Origin of the sequence: Mesorhizobium sp. M0514 (assembly GCF_040321145.1) — a bacterium.
Classification (GTDB): Bacteria; Pseudomonadota; Alphaproteobacteria; order Rhizobiales; family Rhizobiaceae; genus Mesorhizobium.
Map to the genome: position 1 here is coordinate 38,879 of NZ_JAMYQZ010000005.1, position 15,407 is coordinate 54,285.

Sequence of the window (15,407 nt, forward strand, 5' to 3'; positions counted from 1 at the left end):
GATCAGCGCTCCGCCATCGCTAAGGCCGCTTTGTCGTAGACGCCGCGCATAGCCGCTGTCTGCTTTGTCAGCCTAAACCTGCGGCTGCGTCGGATGGCTGCCTGGCCAAGCTCTCGCCGGAGCTCGGCATCGCTGGAGAGACGGTTGAGGCAGGCAGCGAGATCGTGCGGATCGCGCGCGTCAAAGAATATCGCGGCCCCGTCCCATAGTTCGCGATAGGTGGCGATATCGGAAAGCACCAGGGGCGTAGCCGACATGGCGGCTTCCAGCGCGGCCAGGCCGAATGGCTCGTAGAGCGATGGCGATACGAAAATACCCGCGCGAGCCATCAACGAACGCACCTCATCGGACGGCACTGCTCCCAGAGGAACAGCATGGCTGAAGCTGACATGCTCGCCGTTTGGGCCGTTCGTCGAACCGGCGGCAAACAGAGGCCATCGCGTCAGGGACGCCGCCTGATCGACCACCGCCGCATTTTTGCCCTCGTCCCACCAGCGGGCAGCGGCGAAGACGAGCGGTTGATGCTTTTCGGCCTTCGGCAGAGGACGGGCACCATTTGTGACCACACTCAAGCGCGCGATCGGGCCGTAGCAGGTCTCTAGCATGTCGGCATGGCTGCGGCTCGGCGCGATGACCGCGTCGGCCCGATCCATGCCGCGTCTGTTGCGCTCCTTCTGCCAGGCCCATGCCCCATCCGCCGCCTGTCCTCTGACCGCATGGAACCAGGTCGTCACGCAGGAATGGGAGACCACCACGACCGGGCATGGCGCGTCGAATCCCGCCGCCTGCGAAGGCGCGTTGAAATGGACAAGGTCGATGGCGTGGTCGCGCATGGGCGCATGCAACTCCCGCGGCAGCGCGTCGAGATCACCGCCGTTGCGGGTCATCCAATCCGGCGGCGTGTTCAGCCAGATCAGCTTCGCGAAAGCCTCCGCCTCGTCGGCCTGCTGCCTGGACGGTGGCGGACCGAGGCCGGCAAGCACCACGCTATCGCCGCCGTTGACAAGTTCCCTGGCCAGGTCGAGCGCATAGCGCCACACGCCGCCCACGGCGTCGACCGTCATCAGGATGCGCCGCGAGCGCGGCGTCAGTGTCCGCAACATGTCGCCTCCAGTTCCGCCAGCGGACGCGGGCGCCTTTCCTGGATGTCGCTGAACTTCTGGAATGATGCGAGATAGTGATCATGGGCGCGCTCCCAGGCGAGGTCGTCGGGTTCGCCCCAAAGCTCGCGATAGCTTGGCGAACTCGGATATGGATAAAGCGGTACGGGTTCATTGGCCCACACGCCGTTGTCGATCAGGTGCGTTCGCCAGTAGTCCACAAGGGCAGGGTCATCCTCGACGACGCCGATCAGATTGGCCTGTACGAACGGAACGTGACGCCTGGCATTGACGAGCAGCGCGGCAAGTTCCTCGGTACCCAGCCGGCAGCGTTTCGCCAGCATCGCACGACCTTCCACGGTCAGGCTTTCGAGGCCGGCCTCGATGGAGACACAGCCAGCCGCACCGAGCAGTTCCAGCAGCTCGGGCTTCCAAAGGTCGATGCGGGTCTGCACACCGAACTTCACGTCGCGATGGATCAACGCTTCCAGCAGCGCTTTTTGCGGCAGGAAGATTTCATCGATGAAATAAATGTAGCCGACCCCCTGGGCAATCAGCCCATCGATTTCCGCTATGACAGCCTCGTGGTTTCGGCGGCGATAGGCATCGCGGAAATCGATCTTGGCGCAGAAGCTGCAATTGTAGGGGCAGCCGCGCGATGCTTCGACCTCCGCGCCGAACCCAACCTGCTTGTCATCGAACCTGTGATGGTGATGCGAATGGGCTGCGATCCAGTCTGATGGCCATTGGAGTGGCGGATGATCGACAAACGAGCTGGCGTGGACGCCGCCGTTCAAAACCACCTTGGCGTCGCGCAGGTAAGCGGTCGAGGGGACCGCGCTCCAGTCGTCGCGCCGGGCAAGTTCCGCGACGATTTCCTCGCATTCGCCGCGCACAACAATGTCGACGCCAAGCTTGCGCAAGGTTGGCGCGGGCGTAGCCGAGCCATGCGGCCCGACCGCGACTGTGCGTCCACCGCGCCCGGCGAGACGGTTGAGGAAATCGGCCGGCACGCGCAACTCGGGTGGTGCGCAGCGCCAGAACAGATAAGTCGGGGCGGTACTGACGACCGTCATTGCAGGCGCGAAATCAGCCACACGCTCGGAGAGGTCCGAGTTGTCGAGCTTCTGCAATTGCCCATCCAGCATCAACACCTCATGGCCGGCTGTTTCGAGGAGGGATTTCGAATAGCCGAGTTCCAGCGGGAGATGTGGTTGGCGGCAGCCGAAATAGATGCTGTCGTCATAGGTCCAGAACGGGTTTACCAGGGCGATTTTCATGCGACGTACCTCACGACTTCGGGGCGAGGCTGGAGCCGGTGTTGTTGCAGCCAGTCTGCGAGATCGCGAATGCCTTCGCGCCATGAAACACGAGCTTTCCAGCCAAGCATCGCTTTGATCTTGCGGGTGTCGGCGACGAAGAAGGGCTGATCGCCGGTGCGTTCGTCATCATGGCGGATCGAAAGCTCATGGCCGGTCAAGCTACGGATCTCGCTCAACAGCATGCGCAGGCTGATCGCATTATCGGGGCCGCCGCCAAGATTGAATGCCTGGCCTTTGGTCGTCTCGATACGATCGAGCGTGGCCCTGTAGGCGGCGACCGCATCGGAGACATGCAGTATATCGCGCACTTGTCTGCCGTCGCCGTAAATGGTGATTGGACGTCCCGTCAGCGCACTCAGCAGGAAGTGCGCGACCCAGCCTTGATCCTCGGTTCCGAACTGGCGCGGCCCGTAGATGCAGCTCATCCGCAGCACCGCCGTGGGCATGCCGTAGGATTTGGCATAGTCGAGCACATATTGGTCCGCCGCGCCTTTGGAGCAGCCATAGGGCGTGCAGAAATCCAGGCCGTGGGTCTCGTCGATGCCATTCGCTTGGATGATGCCGTCGCAAGGCAGGTAACGATCGCCGTCCTCGCGCACCGCGACGTCGGGCAGGCTGCCATAGACCTTGTTGGTGCTGGCGAAGACCACCGGAACAAACTCACTGCTCAGCCGCGCCGCCTCGAGGACATTGAACGTTCCTCGAAGGTTGATGTCGAAATCCTCGTCCGGTTGGACCAGGCTCGTTGTGACGGCGGTTTGCGCGGCCAGGTGGAAGATCGCCTTGGAATTCTTCAGAACGGGCGCAAGCGCGTTGGCGTCGCGCACGTCAATCGTTTCGACCATGAGGCGGCTTCCGTGTTTCTGCGCCAGCCATTCAAGGTTCTGTTCGACGCCGGGGCGGCTGAGATTGTCGATCACCAGCACCGGCTCGCCATCCGACAACAGGCTGTCGGCCAGGTTCGATCCTATGAAGCCGCTGCCGCCGACAATGGCGACGGGCGCGTCGCGTCGATTGCGCGTATTCATGACACCAGCCCACGTTCTTCAAGCTCGCGTTTCATGTCGGCGCCGCGGTCGATGGCGGACGAGTTGCGCACCCAGGAAACGAAATCGGCGAGCGAATTCTCCAGTTGTTGCCTCGGCTCGAAACCGAGCAGCTCACGGGCCTTGGAAATATCGGCGAAGCAGTTGCGGATATCCCCGGAGCGCGCCTTGCCGAGCAACTCTGGCGAGCGGTCCGGCGTTCCCATGGCCTCGGCAAGTACCCGCGCGACGTCGCTGATAGCATAGGCTCGGCCGCTGCCGATGTTGATGACGTGACCCCTTGCCTGGCGTTGCTGCAGCGCAAGACGAAAGGCGCGGGCGACGTCATCCACATGGACGAAATCGCGTTTCTGTTCGCCATCCTCGAAGATCATTGGACGTTGGCCGTTGGCGAGACGCGAAGCAAAATTGGCCAACACGCCGGTATAGGGGTTCGATAACGCCTGGCCGGCGCCGAAGACGTTGAACAGGCGCAGCGCGACCGCATCGATGCCATAGGCTTCGCCGAAGATCAGCACGGCGCGTTCCTGGGCGTATTTCGTCAGTGCATAGATAGAGGCGAGGTCGACCGGCTTTTCCTCGTCCGTCGGCAGGGGGGAGAGGGGTTCGCCTTCCGGCGACAGCGGATTCCACTGTCCGTTTTTGATGTCGCTCGCCTTGCGCCGGGCATTGTCGATGCGCCGGCCGTCCGATGTAGCATAGAGGCCCTCGCCATAGACACTCATCGATGAGGCGACGACAATGCGCTCGACCGGGTGTTTGATCAGCGCCTCAAGCAGGGTCGCGGTGCCGAGATCGTTGGTGCCGACATAGCGCGCGATCTCGTACATCGACTGTCCGACGCCGACTTCCGCGGCTAGATGAATGACCGCGTCAACGCCTTCCAGCGCCTTGGCGACCGCCTCCCGGTCCCGAATGTCGCCCTTGATCAGCTCGGCCCCGGCGGGAAGGGCGACTGTTTCGCCTGCGTGCACCTGCTCCAGCAGCACATCCAAAATGCGAACCGAATAATCCTGCTCGATGAGTTCCTGGGCGACATGCCGGCCGATGAAGCCGCAGCCCCCTGTAACCAATATCCGTTTCACGACCACTCCTCAGACAGGTAATCTTGGCGACCCGAACTTTTCGGCAAAAGGTTTGTTCCCTTGGCTTCAACAAAGTTCCTTTGGCCGGCTTCGTTCGGAAGCAGCCACATCGCGCTCGCCGCGCCGTGCCGGAACATTGCCGCCCTTGTGCTGTTAGGACGCCGGCAGCCCCGACGATGCCCGATGTTGGCAACGCCGATGATCAAAGGAGATTTCAATGTCCCAGTCGCAAACGACCACCAATCACGACGAAATCCGCAAATGGGCGGAGGAGCGGGATGGACGGCCGGCAGTGGTTCGCACCAAAGGCGCGGGCGGCATCCTGCGGATCGACTTCGGCAAACCCGAGGAAGCATTCGAGCCGGTCGAATGGGATGAGTTCTTCCGCATATTCGACGAGAACGATCTGGCCTTTCTTTACCAGTCCAAGACTGGTGACGGACAAACCAGCCGTTTCAACAAGTTCGTCGAGCGCAACCAGAAGGGCGAATGACGCACTTCGAGCCGGCCGATTTGCCTGACCTGGTTCTCGGGCAAATTTTTCTGGATGCGGTGGAACAATAGGGGCTCCGATCCTTCCGTCGCTGAACCACAGCCGCAGCAAGGATCGAAGGCCTTGGCCCTGAGCGCAGGAGGCGGCGGGGCTGGATAGGCGTCAAAAGCCGGAAACCCGCTACTCGTCCTGCCGTGAAACCAAAACGCCGCTCATCAGTCGTCCTGCTGCCTGCGGTGGCGGTGTTTTTCGATTTCCTCGGGCTCTTCATCGTCGATCCGCGTGATGTTCGAGGCATTGTGGTCTGATCGCAGGATCTCATCCAGTTTGGCGTGAATGGCCTGAGTGTCGCGGTGCTCGGCACGCTGGATGAACAGCGTCATGGCCCACGTAAACAAGGTAGCCGCTCCATGCCAGTCCAGGGTCTGTCGCTCGAAGATCATCCAAAGGATTGCGTAGACCAACAGGATCAGGAATGCCGCGGGGCGGGAGGTTAATGTGCCGATTGAAGTAAGCACGCCGGTGACGGGATGATTGGCCATGCGAAAGAACTCGCGGCAGTGACCGTGGTTCCCGACCGCAGTGCATCGCGCCGGCACGAGCCAGTTAGGCGCGACGGATGAATTCACGGCGCAGTGCTTGCCGATCGCAGCTACAACGATGACCACTCGATTGCCGGGCGCGCAATCATCAGCCAGAAAATGGCGAGCACGGCGCCGAAAGCTGGGAAGCCGAAGACAAACCAGCGTCTGAACAGCTGATGGTAGCGCTCGGGAGGAGGTTGGTTGGAGAGTGCGGCCTGTGTGGCTAGATTTCGCATCTCGATCTGCATCCACACGACAGGCAGCCAGAACAGGCCCGTTAAGATGTAGAGCAGGATCGAGAGAACGATCCATCCTTCGGACAGCGAATACCCCGCAACCCTAGCGAGGCCCAGTCCGGTCAGAGGTTGTGCGACAACGGCCGTAGCCGTGAACAGGAAATCAGCCAGCACGACAATTCGGGCGATGGCTGCGATCGTCGCGGCATTCCCGGTCCGGTGTGCCAAAAGCATGAAAAAAGCAATGCCGGCACCAGTTCCGAGCAGCACAGCAGCGCCGATCACGTGCAGGTATTTAAGCACGAAGTACGTCATCAGCGTTCCTCCAGAATGGCCAGCGCTGCAAAATGCAGAACGAGGATCGGGAGGATTTTGATCAACGGCCCGAGTGGCTCGAGCCAAAGATCCGGCCGCAGAATGCTCCCAGCGATCGCATAGAAAAGCGATACCGCGATTGCGCCGAAAAGACCAAGCCGGCTGGTTGGGCGCCAGGCGATAAGCGCCCCGACGGCGATGTCAGCCAGCGCGCCGGCGACTACCGCCGGTTCGGCCAAGGGGCCGGCAGCAGTGCCAATCAGCAAATCAACTCCGCTGCGCCAGCCGGCAGTGAGGGAAATGATGCCCGTCATGATCCAGAAGAGCGGCAAGATGACAAAGAGCGCCGGCTTGACGAAGTAAAGACCGGCGAACCATCGCTCCTGCACCGTCGCAGGATTTAAACGCAGTGCAGATGTAAGACTTGATGGTTGAATGCCGGTCGCCGTCATCCAGGGTTGGGGATCGCCGACAGCGCCTCGGGCAATCTCTTTTGCTGCATTGCTGCGCATCGGCGGGCGCCAGCCCAGCTGAGCCGCGGCATCCCCGAACCTGTACAAGATAGCTGCGGCCCAATTGGGCAAGATGAACTCCCGAGCACTGCTCCATCCGAACCAGCGGCGATAGCGACCCACGACCTCGCTCATCGAAAGTGCCTCGGGCCCAGCCAGGTCCAGCGTGAGGTGCGATGGGCTGCCGGGTTTGAGGAAGAACAGGACGGTGGAGATCACGTCATCGAGTTGGACGACTTGGAGACGGCCCGTGTCGGGCATCAACGGCAAGAGCGGCAACGCCGCGAGGCCGCGAAAAAGTGCACTTGCGCCGAAGGCCGGCCTTCCCAGTACTACGGAGGGGCGCAGGATGACCCAGTCAAGGCTACGTGCCATCAGTGCCTCATCGCCGGCGAGCTTGCTGGCGGAAAAGGCGGACGGCTGCTGGCGATCGATCCCGATGGCAGAAAAGTGGATCACCTTATTCACACCTGCGTGCTCACACGCGGTGAAGAGAGCCGAGGCGCCGGTAGAATGGACATGCCGGGTGTTTTCCCGGGCACTATCCTGCAGGACGCCGGCACAGTTTACGACGGCGTCCACACCGGCGAGATAGGGGGTCCAGTCCTGAGGTCGCAAGGCCCGCGCCATATCCAGGGAAACGGTTGGGATCTCCGGGTGGACGCCAGTGTCTGCGTGGTGAAGCACGCGGACCACTTCATGACTCTCGCCGGCCAGGCGCGCGCAAAGCGCGGCTCCAATCAGACCTGACGCGCCGGTGACGAGAATTTTCATTCCTTCCTCCAGCCGTTCGCCAGCGCGTGCCCGTCCATCAACCCAGCGGCTGCGCCTGGGAGAACTCTAGCAAAGCCGAAGCCGGTAGTCTCACGCCGGGTGGAACAGGTTCCGGGCATCAACGCAGCCAAAGGTGAGCCGGTACGGTGCGTTCGCATCTGCAGGTCAACTTCGCCGGAAGTTCGTCGCGGGCTCGGCGCAATCGCGGAGGTCGTTATGAATGTGAGTTCCAGCCTTGGCGGCGTCTCCGAACGCAACAGCAATTTGATTGAGCCCCTCGGCCACGTCGCCAATGGCATAGAGTCCTGGCGTTGAAGTCTCAAGGTGTCGGTTGACCAGGACATAGCCTTCTGCGTCACAGTTAGCCCCCAGAGCAACCGCGAGTTCGGAGCGTACGTCGCTGCCCATCGAAGGGTACACCACATCGATGTTGCGCATCGGGGCGCCCTCGGCCATGACGACATCGAACCCGGTTCGTCGAGGGATCAGGTCATCGACAGCGTCCCAGATTTCAACTCCGCCTGCCAAGGCGGCGCCGCGGGCAGCTTCGGAAACATCATCCTGGTTATTGGCGAGCAAGGCGACCTGACTGCCATATCCCTTCAGGAACAGAGCCTCCCTGACGGCGAGATGCTCCGGACCAACAACGCCGATGCGGCTACCCCGGGCCTCATATGCATCGCAAACCGGGCACAGTCTGACAATGCCGGTTGCGATCGCCTCCTCCAGTCTTTCAATGGGAGGTGCCTTGTCCACAATGCCCGTTGCCAGAATCACGCGCCTTGCTTGGACAATCCCGCAGGTGGTCGTCAGGACAAAAAAACCCTCGCGTTTTTCGGCGTGGCCTACGCAACCATGGACAAGGCTCGCGCCGTATAGCTGTGCCTGGGCTCGTAGGCGGCCGAGCAGTTCTTCCCCGCTGATGCCGTCGGGGAAGCCGGGACAGTTGCGGGATTTTGGGATGAGCTTGGCACGCGCATGCCCCGCGTCGAGCGAGATCACCGAACGCAGAAACCTGGCTAAATACATGGCTGCAGCGAGCCCCGCGGGGCCGCCGCCGACGATGGCAACGTCAAAAACTTGTTTGCCCGAAAAACTTGGTTCGCCCGAAAAGCTTGGCATAGGGCCTAACTTCAACTCAACAGGCTTGTTCCACAGGGTCGAAATGGACGCAATCAGGATGCACACTGCGCGATAAGAGTGAACTCCAATCGAGTCGTGAAGAGAAAGGCCACTGCCTCATCAAGCCTGCAAAAACCTCGTGGCTCCCAACGCTGTGAGTACAGCGCCACTGGGAAAGTGAACGCATCATGGAACTTCGGCTCATCGTCGCGCTTAGTTTGGCGAAAGGGTGGTCTGAGATGAGCGCGACCAGAGAGTTTTTTCAAAACTGGCTACAGGAGAATGTCGGCACACTTCCTGGTCGAGAGGAAGTCAGCGTCGCGGTGCTCGCTCAGCAATTCGAGCAAGATGCCGAGGTGGCTGGTTATGGGCGTGAAGTAAGGGAGGACGAACTCGGAAACATCGAAGATGCTATCGTGCAAGCGATCGAGAACGCCGGGTCCGGGGTGCAGAGCCCGAGCTCCGAAAAGAGCGATCCGGCACCTGTAATGGACGCGTTGGAGGTCGATGATGCCAAGAGCGGACCGTAGCCCCTGACACCTTCTTCTGTTCGCCTGAACAAGCCCCCCGGGCTGCTATACGAGCTGAAAAACGGACCTTAGGTGCTTTCCCGTTAGTTCCATGCACCATTGAGGAACATTCCTGCCGCCACGGCGTTAGGAAAGTTCCTTCACACCCGGTGCGCCCGTGCTGACTGCTACCCTTCCAGGCGAATGGCTGACCCGGCATGATCAGGGTCACATCTCGCGGCGGGCCGCTCTTGCGGGTATTTGTTGCTGGCTATTGGGTGCTTCCGCAGAAGCCGCGCCACAGCCATCGCCGCTCGTGCGATTTGGCGTGCTGGGATTTGGCACCGCCGCCTGGGAAGTTGACGTCATGCGGCGACATGCGTTGGACACCATGCACGGCGTATCAATCGAGGCTCAGCGGCTTGCCGGTACCGAAGCCGGTAAGACCGCATTGCTGGCCGGCAGCGTCGACGTCATCGTTTCGGACTGGGTGTGGGTCATGCGCCAGCGCAGCGAAGGCGCTGATCTGGTCTTTTATCCCTATTCTCGTGCCGTCGGCGCGCTGGAACTGCCGCAAGGCTCGCCCATTCGAACTCTTGCGGACCTCAAGGGCAAAAGGCTGGGGATCGCAGGTGGTCCGCTGGACAAAAGCTGGATCCTGTTGCGCGCGCTCGGCCTCCGTCAGGTGAAGCGCGATCTTGCTGAAGAGGTGGAGCCAGTGTTCGGCGCGCCGCCTTTGTTGGAGCAGGAATTTCTGGCGGGGCGACTGGATGCACTGCTGACGTTCTGGAATTTCGCCGCCCGTCTCGAGTCAGAGGGGGCAAGGCCTCTGCTCAGTGTCGCGCAAATCCTGCAGGGGCTTGGCGTATCCGTGGACTTGCCGATGCTCGGCTACGTCTTCCATGAAAGCTGGGCGCGGGCCAACCCGATAGCCCTCGCGCGATTCACGAGCGCGACCGCGGCAGCGAAGTCGCTGCTCGAGTCTTCGGACGACGAATGGCGGGTGCTCGCGCCCCAATTGGGCACGGACGATCCTCACCTACAGGCGGCGCTACGCGCCGCCTATCGAGCCGGAATCCCTCGTCGGTTCGGCAAAGACGAACGTGATGGCGCGGCCCGGTTGTTTGCAATCCTGGCCGAATTGGGCGGCGAGGATCTGGTCGGCAAGGCGACGAGCCTCGATCCTGGTGTCTTCCGGGCCATACCGGCTTGAGCTCGCGCCAATGACCGATGTCCCAGCGTTCCCCCTCACAATGCAGCGTTGTCAATCCACTGCGGCATTGCTGACCATGGTGCTCGTCTGGCAGATTGCATCATCGATCGCCGCCGATCGGCTGTTTCCTGGTCCGGTCCAGGTTGTTTCGGTTCTCCTGCACGAAGTGGTTCGGGGCGAGCTGCCATACCATTTGGGCATCTCGCTTGCGCGCGTCGTGGCAAGCCTCGGGTCGGCAATAGTCATCGGCGCGGCCCTTGGCTACGCGGCAGGCCGCTCGCACAGAGCCGACATATGGATGAGGCCTTGGATCGTGTTACTCCTCAACATGCCGGCGCTGATCACGGTCATTCTAATTTATATCTGGCTTGGTCTTGCCGAGACTGCGCTTGTCCTTGCGGTCGCGCTCAACAAGATCCCCAATGTCGTGGTGACTATTCGTGAAGGCGCCAGCCGGCTGGACAAGGACTTTGCCGAAATGGCTGAGCTCTATCGCTTCGGGCGTGCTGCAAAGCTGCAGCATGTCGTGCTGCCGCAATTGGCGCCGTTCTTTCTCGTCACCCTGCGCAGCGGGCTGGCATTGACGTGGAAGATCGTGTTGCTCGCCGAACTGCTCGGCCGCTCCAACGGCGTCGGGTTCCAGCTACAGGTCTATTTTCAGAACTTCGACGTCACCCACATCCTTGCCTATGCGATCAGCTTCGGCGTTGTGATGCTTGCCATAGAGTATGGACTGCTTGTGCCGTTGGAACGTCGTCTGTTCGCCTGGCGACGCTGATGCTGAGGATCAGGATCGAGGACAAGACTTTCCCCGGTGACGACGGACAGCGCCGGACGATCTTTCGCGCGCTGTCGCTTGATATAGCCGACGGACAGGTCTGCGTCCTGACCGGCCCTTCCGGTGTCGGCAAGTCGACGCTGCTGTCGATCGTTTCGGGCGTCGACCGCGAATTTCGCGGCAGCGTGAGCGGACGACCGCTTCCGATAGGCATGCTGTTCCAGACACCGAGGCTGCTGCCCTGGCTCACCGCCTTGCGCAATGTAGAGATGGCCATCCCGGATCGCGCGCCCGATGCGGCCCGGTGGCTTGCCGCTGTCGACCTGAAAGGCAATGAGAAGAGCTATCCGCAGCGACTCTCGGGCGGCATGGCGCGGCGCGTAGCGCTTGCCCGGGCGCTCGCCGTGGAGCCTGCGCTCCTGCTCCTCGACGAGCCATTCGCTTCACTCGACGAGGCGACCGCGCAAGACATGCGCCGCCTGCTGCAGGATTGTTTCGCCAGTCGGCGGACTACCACGCTGCTGGTTACGCATGATCTCGCATATGCCTCGTCGCTGGGTGATCGGGTTATTGTTCTGGAGGGATCGCCGGCCCGCATCGTGCGCGATGTCGCAATCTCTCGTGGCGATGAAGCGGGATCGTCGCGCTTTGGGCTGGGGGCGACACAATGAGACTGTTGCTGGGCCTTCTCTTTCTTTTGCTGATCACCGGCCCTGGCGCCACCGAGCAACAGACGATGGTGATCGGGTATATCGGCCAGGAGCGCAAACCGGCTCTGCCCCTTGGACCCCTTGATGAAACCGTGACCGACGACGGCCTGCAAGGCGCACGGCTCGGCATTGCCGACGACGAAAGCACCGGCCGGTTTCTTGGGCAGAAATTTCGGCTGGAGGAAAGGATATTGAAACCAACCGAAACGCCGGACGACGCGGTAAGACAATTCGCCGATGCCGGCATCGCCTTTGTCGTCGCCGATCTCGACGCCAGTCAGCTTCTACAGGCCAGTGCCGCGCCCGGTGCCGAGCAGATGACGTTGCTCAACAGCCGGGCGCCGGACGACGTGCTTCGCCAGCAGGACTGCCGTGGGAACGTCCTGCACACGATCCCGAGCCGCGCCATGCTCGCCGACGGGCTGGCGCAATATCTCGCCTGGAAGCGCTGGCAGCGTTGGTTCCTGCTTGTGGGGCCGCATTCGCAGGATCAGGCGATGGCTGCGGCCTTTCGACGGGCGGCGGCTCGCTTCGGAGCCGAGATCACGATCGACCAGCCGTGGACATTCAGGCCCGCCAACGGACGTGCCGATACAGGGCATGTCACGCTGCAGACCGAAATACCGGCGGTCACGCAGGTCAGCGACTATGATGTGCTCGTGGTCGCCGACGAGGCGGATGAATTCGGCGCCTATCTGGAGGGCCGCACTGCGCTGCCGAGAATCGTCGCCGGCACGCAAGGGCTTGTCGCCACAGGCTGGAGCGCTGTCAGCGAGGAATGGGGCGCCACGCAACTGCAGGACCGTTTCCACAGGCAGGCAGGGCGCTGGATGTTGCCCAGCGACTACGCGGCCTGGCTCGCTGTGCGCAGTATCGGCGAAGCGGCGACGCGCCTGCACAGTCTCGATCCCGCGGCAATCGGCAGATATATACGCGGCGACGCGTTTCTTCTCGCTGGCTTCAAGGGGCAGGGGCTTAGTTTCCGTCCCTGGGACGGACAGATGCGCCAGCCCATTTTGATCGCCGGGCCTCGCCTCTTGATTTCCAGCTCACCGCAACCGGGCTTCCTGCATCAGCGCACGCCGCTCGACACGCTGGGCATCGACCTGGAGGAGAGCACATGCAAGTTCTGATGACGCTGTTGTTGGCGGCGTTCGCTCTTGCTGCTCCCGCCGCCGCCGAGACCATCTACGTTTCCAATGAGCAGGATAATACCGTCGCGGTCGTCGACGGCGTGACAATGACTTTGCTGGCGACGATCGATGTCGGCCGCCGTCCGCGCGGGCTGGCACTGTCGATCGACAACAAGATGCTGTTCGTCGCGGAAGGCGACGACAACCGCATCGACGTGGTCGACGTCGCGAAGCGGCGGGTCGTCGGGGAATTGCCTTCGGGAGCCGATCCGGAATTCTTCGCAGTCCATCCCGATGGCAAGCGGCTGTTCGTCGCCAACGAGAATGACAATCTGGTGTCGGTGGTGGACATCGCCGCGGCCAAGGTCATCGGCACCGTGGATGTCGGCGTCGAACCGGAAGGAATGGCGGCCAGCGCCGACGGCCGCTATGTCGCCTGCACTTCGGAGACCACCAGCATGGTGCATCTGATCGACGCAGGCACGCTTGAACTCGTCGACAATCTGCTGGTCGATACCCGGCCGCGCGCGGCTTTATTCTCGCCGGACGGTAAGCAATTCTGGGTGTCCTCGGAGATCCGGGGCACCGTCACCGTCTTCGACACGGCAACGCGCGCGCAGACTGGCAAAGTCGAGTTCGAGGTGCCGGGTATACGACGCGAGGGTGTGCAGGCGGTCGGCATGGCGACGTCCCGCGATGGCACGACCGTCTATGTGGCGCTCGGCCCCGCCAACAGGATTGCGGAAGTCGATGTGAAAACGCTGGCGGTCCGTCGGCTCTACCTTGTTGGTCAACGACCCTGGCACGTTGCGCTCTCCGGCGACGAGAAGCGCCTGGTCAGCGCAAACGGGAATTCCGGCGATATTTCGTTTATCGATCTGGAAAACCAGGAGGTGGTGAAATCGCTGCCGGTAGGGCGGGGGCCGTGGGGCGTCGTGATCGGGCCATGAACGCCTTGTCGGTCGAGAATCTGGGCCATAGTTTCGGAAACCGGCGGGTTCTCGACGGCGTCTCTTTCTCTGTGGCCCAAGGCAGGATGTGCATCTTGCTAGGCCGCAACGGCGCCGGCAAGACGACGTTGTTCTCGCTGATCACCGGTCTTTATCACGCCCGCTCCGGCTCGGTGCATGTCTTCGACCAGGCGATGGATGTCAACCCGTCCGCCGCGTTGGCGCAGATGGGCGTCGTCTTCCAGTTGCCAACCCTCGATCTCGATCTGACGGCTGGCGAGAACCTGCGTTACCACGCGGCCTTGCATGGGCTTAGCCAGGCCTTGAGCAAGGAGCGCTCCATCCACGAACTCGGCCGGCTGGACGTGCTGGACAGGATCGACGATCCTGCCCGAGCGCTTTCCGGGGGGCAGCGTCGCCGTGTCGAGATAGCACGCGCTCTGATGCATAGCCCACGCCTTTTGCTGCTGGATGAGCCGACCACCGGGCTCGACGTGCCGGGCCGCCGCGCGCTCGAGCGGCACGTGCGGGAGCTTTGCCGCGAGCGCGGCATTGCCGTCCTGTGGGCAACACATTTTCTGGAAGAACTAACGGCGGATGACGATGTGGTGGTGCTGCATCGAGGCACAATGCGGTGGGCCGGCCGCGCCGATCGTCTGGCTGCCGATCTCGGTGTGGCGAGCACGGGCGAGGCCTTCGCGTCGCTGACGGAGTCCGAATGAAAACGTCTCACGCAGTGCGCGCGCTCAACGGCATCCTGCGCAGGGAGATGCTGCGGACGTTGCGGCAACGCGGCCGGCTGCTCTCGGCGATGGTACGGCCGCTGGTCTGGCTGGCAATCTTTGCCGCTGGCTTCCGCTCCGTTCTCGGTCTGTCGATCACGCCACCCTACCAGACCTATGTTCTCTATGACGTGTATGTGGTGCCTGGGCTAGCGGCCATGATGCTGCTCTTCCATGCCATGGCGAGTTCGCTGGCCATGGTCTACGATCGCGAGATGGGCAGCATGCGCCTGTTGCTGACCGCACCATTGCCGCGCTGGTACCTGCTTGCGGCGCGCCTGCTGGCCAGCGTGATCGTTGGCGTGCCGCTGGTCTACTTGTTTCTGTTGATCGCGCGTTTCTGGGATGTGCGGCCGCCCGTTTTCGGCTACGTCGCGGTATTTCCGGCGCTCGTGCTGGCGGGCCTCATGCTTGGCGCGTTCGGACTGCTTGTCTCCTCGGTTTCGACACAGATGGAGAACTTTGCCGGTGTCATGAATTTCGTCATCTTTCCGGTGTTCTTTGCCTCGACGGCGCTCTATCCGCTGTGGCGGCTTGCCGAGGCGGGACCGGTGCTGGCAACAATCGCCGCCTGGAACCCGTTCAGCTCGGCGGTCGAGCTGATACGCTTCGCGCTCTATCTGCGGTTCGATCCTGTCGCGGCGGTTGTGGTCCTTGGCTGCCTCATCGCCTTCTTCCTCGCGGCGGTCATCGGCTATGACCCCGGCCGCGGCTTGTGGTCCCGGCGCGGCGGCGAGGGATGA

At 62.1% G+C, this 15,407-nt stretch carries 17 protein-coding genes; 9 read left to right on the forward strand and 8 right to left on the reverse strand.

The features are described from left to right. Positions 1-2: 2 nt before the first annotated feature. From NKI61_RS03675 to NKI61_RS03690, 4 genes are read right to left on the reverse strand one after another with little or no spacing between them, the layout of a single operon-like run. Positions 3-1,103 carry a glycosyltransferase family 4 protein gene (locus NKI61_RS03675; RefSeq protein WP_023681099.1) on the reverse strand — a complete coding sequence of 367 codons (1,101 nt, stop codon included), beginning with the start codon at positions 1,101-1,103 and terminating at the stop codon, positions 3-5. Further along, the gene (locus NKI61_RS03680) at positions 1,088-2,380 is read right to left on the reverse strand and encodes a TIGR04295 family B12-binding domain-containing radical SAM protein (protein WP_023725527.1); all 1,293 of its coding nucleotides are present in this window, start codon (positions 2,378-2,380) and stop codon (positions 1,088-1,090) included. Before NKI61_RS03680 ends, NKI61_RS03675 begins: the two co-directional genes overlap by 16 nt. Then, a complete protein-coding gene (locus tag NKI61_RS03685; RefSeq protein ID WP_352838858.1) occupies positions 2,377-3,450 on the reverse strand; it encodes a GDP-mannose 4,6-dehydratase in 1,074 nt (357 codons plus the stop codon). The genes NKI61_RS03680 and NKI61_RS03685 overlap by 4 nt, the downstream gene beginning before the upstream one ends. Continuing rightward, on the reverse strand, positions 3,447-4,553 hold the full coding sequence (locus NKI61_RS03690; RefSeq protein WP_023681102.1) for an NAD-dependent epimerase/dehydratase family protein: 1,107 nt from the start codon (positions 4,551-4,553) through the stop codon (positions 3,447-3,449). The genes NKI61_RS03685 and NKI61_RS03690 overlap by 4 nt, the downstream gene beginning before the upstream one ends. A gap of 217 nt (positions 4,554-4,770) precedes the next feature. On the opposite strand from NKI61_RS03690, the gene NKI61_RS03695 reads away from it, so the two are divergent. Beyond that, a complete protein-coding gene (locus tag NKI61_RS03695) occupies positions 4,771-5,046 on the forward strand; it encodes a hypothetical protein (protein WP_023667991.1) in 276 nt (91 codons plus the stop codon). Between the two features lie 215 nt (positions 5,047-5,261). On the opposite strand, the gene NKI61_RS03700 is transcribed toward NKI61_RS03695, so the two are convergent. From NKI61_RS03700 to NKI61_RS03715, 4 genes are all read right to left on the reverse strand, one after another. Then, complete coding sequence (locus NKI61_RS03700) at positions 5,262-5,588, reverse strand: low affinity iron permease family protein (protein ID WP_023681103.1); 327 nt, start codon at positions 5,586-5,588, stop codon at positions 5,262-5,264. A gap of 110 nt (positions 5,589-5,698) precedes the next feature. Beyond that, a complete protein-coding gene (locus NKI61_RS03705) occupies positions 5,699-6,181 on the reverse strand; it encodes a DUF2269 family protein (protein WP_352838859.1) in 483 nt (160 codons plus the stop codon). After that, a complete protein-coding gene (locus tag NKI61_RS03710; RefSeq protein WP_352673101.1) occupies positions 6,181-7,467 on the reverse strand; it encodes an SDR family oxidoreductase in 1,287 nt (428 codons plus the stop codon). Before NKI61_RS03710 ends, NKI61_RS03705 begins: the two co-directional genes overlap by 1 nt. 165 nt (positions 7,468-7,632) lie before the next feature. Further along, positions 7,633-8,589, reverse strand: a complete 957-nt coding sequence (locus tag NKI61_RS03715; RefSeq protein WP_352512456.1) for an NAD(P)/FAD-dependent oxidoreductase — start codon at positions 8,587-8,589, stop codon at positions 7,633-7,635. A 188-nt stretch (positions 8,590-8,777) separates the two neighbouring features. On the opposite strand from NKI61_RS03715, the gene NKI61_RS03720 reads away from it, so the two are divergent. From NKI61_RS03720 to NKI61_RS03755, 8 genes are all read left to right on the forward strand, one after another. Continuing rightward, on the forward strand, positions 8,778-9,119 hold the full coding sequence (locus NKI61_RS03720) for a DUF768 domain-containing protein (protein WP_023667997.1): 342 nt from the start codon (positions 8,778-8,780) through the stop codon (positions 9,117-9,119). A gap of 157 nt (positions 9,120-9,276) precedes the next feature. After that, positions 9,277-10,311: an ABC transporter substrate-binding protein gene (locus NKI61_RS03725; RefSeq protein WP_031204096.1), complete on the forward strand. Its 1,035-nt coding sequence runs from the start codon at positions 9,277-9,279 to the stop codon at positions 10,309-10,311. Beyond that, positions 10,205-11,089 (forward strand): ABC transporter permease, encoded by an 885-nt coding sequence (locus tag NKI61_RS03730; RefSeq protein ID WP_352673098.1) that lies wholly within the window; start codon positions 10,205-10,207, stop codon positions 11,087-11,089. The genes NKI61_RS03725 and NKI61_RS03730 overlap by 107 nt, the downstream gene beginning before the upstream one ends. Beyond that, positions 11,089-11,760: an ABC transporter ATP-binding protein gene (locus NKI61_RS03735; protein WP_352512460.1), complete on the forward strand. Its 672-nt coding sequence runs from the start codon at positions 11,089-11,091 to the stop codon at positions 11,758-11,760. Before NKI61_RS03730 ends, NKI61_RS03735 begins: the two co-directional genes overlap by 1 nt. Next, entirely contained in the window at positions 11,757-12,932 is a 1,176-nt protein-coding gene (locus NKI61_RS03740) for a lanthanide ABC transporter ABC transporter substrate-binding protein PedA1 (RefSeq protein ID WP_023714660.1), read from the forward strand. Before NKI61_RS03735 ends, NKI61_RS03740 begins: the two co-directional genes overlap by 4 nt. Beyond that, a complete protein-coding gene (locus NKI61_RS03745; protein ID WP_023729523.1) occupies positions 12,920-13,882 on the forward strand; it encodes a PQQ-dependent catabolism-associated beta-propeller protein in 963 nt (320 codons plus the stop codon). The genes NKI61_RS03740 and NKI61_RS03745 overlap by 13 nt, the downstream gene beginning before the upstream one ends. Further along, positions 13,879-14,604: a lanthanide ABC transporter ATP-binding protein PedB/LutE gene (locus tag NKI61_RS03750; RefSeq protein ID WP_023700002.1), complete on the forward strand. Its 726-nt coding sequence runs from the start codon at positions 13,879-13,881 to the stop codon at positions 14,602-14,604. Before NKI61_RS03745 ends, NKI61_RS03750 begins: the two co-directional genes overlap by 4 nt. Continuing rightward, the gene (locus NKI61_RS03755; protein ID WP_023691435.1) at positions 14,601-15,407 is read left to right on the forward strand and encodes a lanthanide ABC transporter permease protein PedC; all 807 of its coding nucleotides are present in this window, start codon (positions 14,601-14,603) and stop codon (positions 15,405-15,407) included. Before NKI61_RS03750 ends, NKI61_RS03755 begins: the two co-directional genes overlap by 4 nt.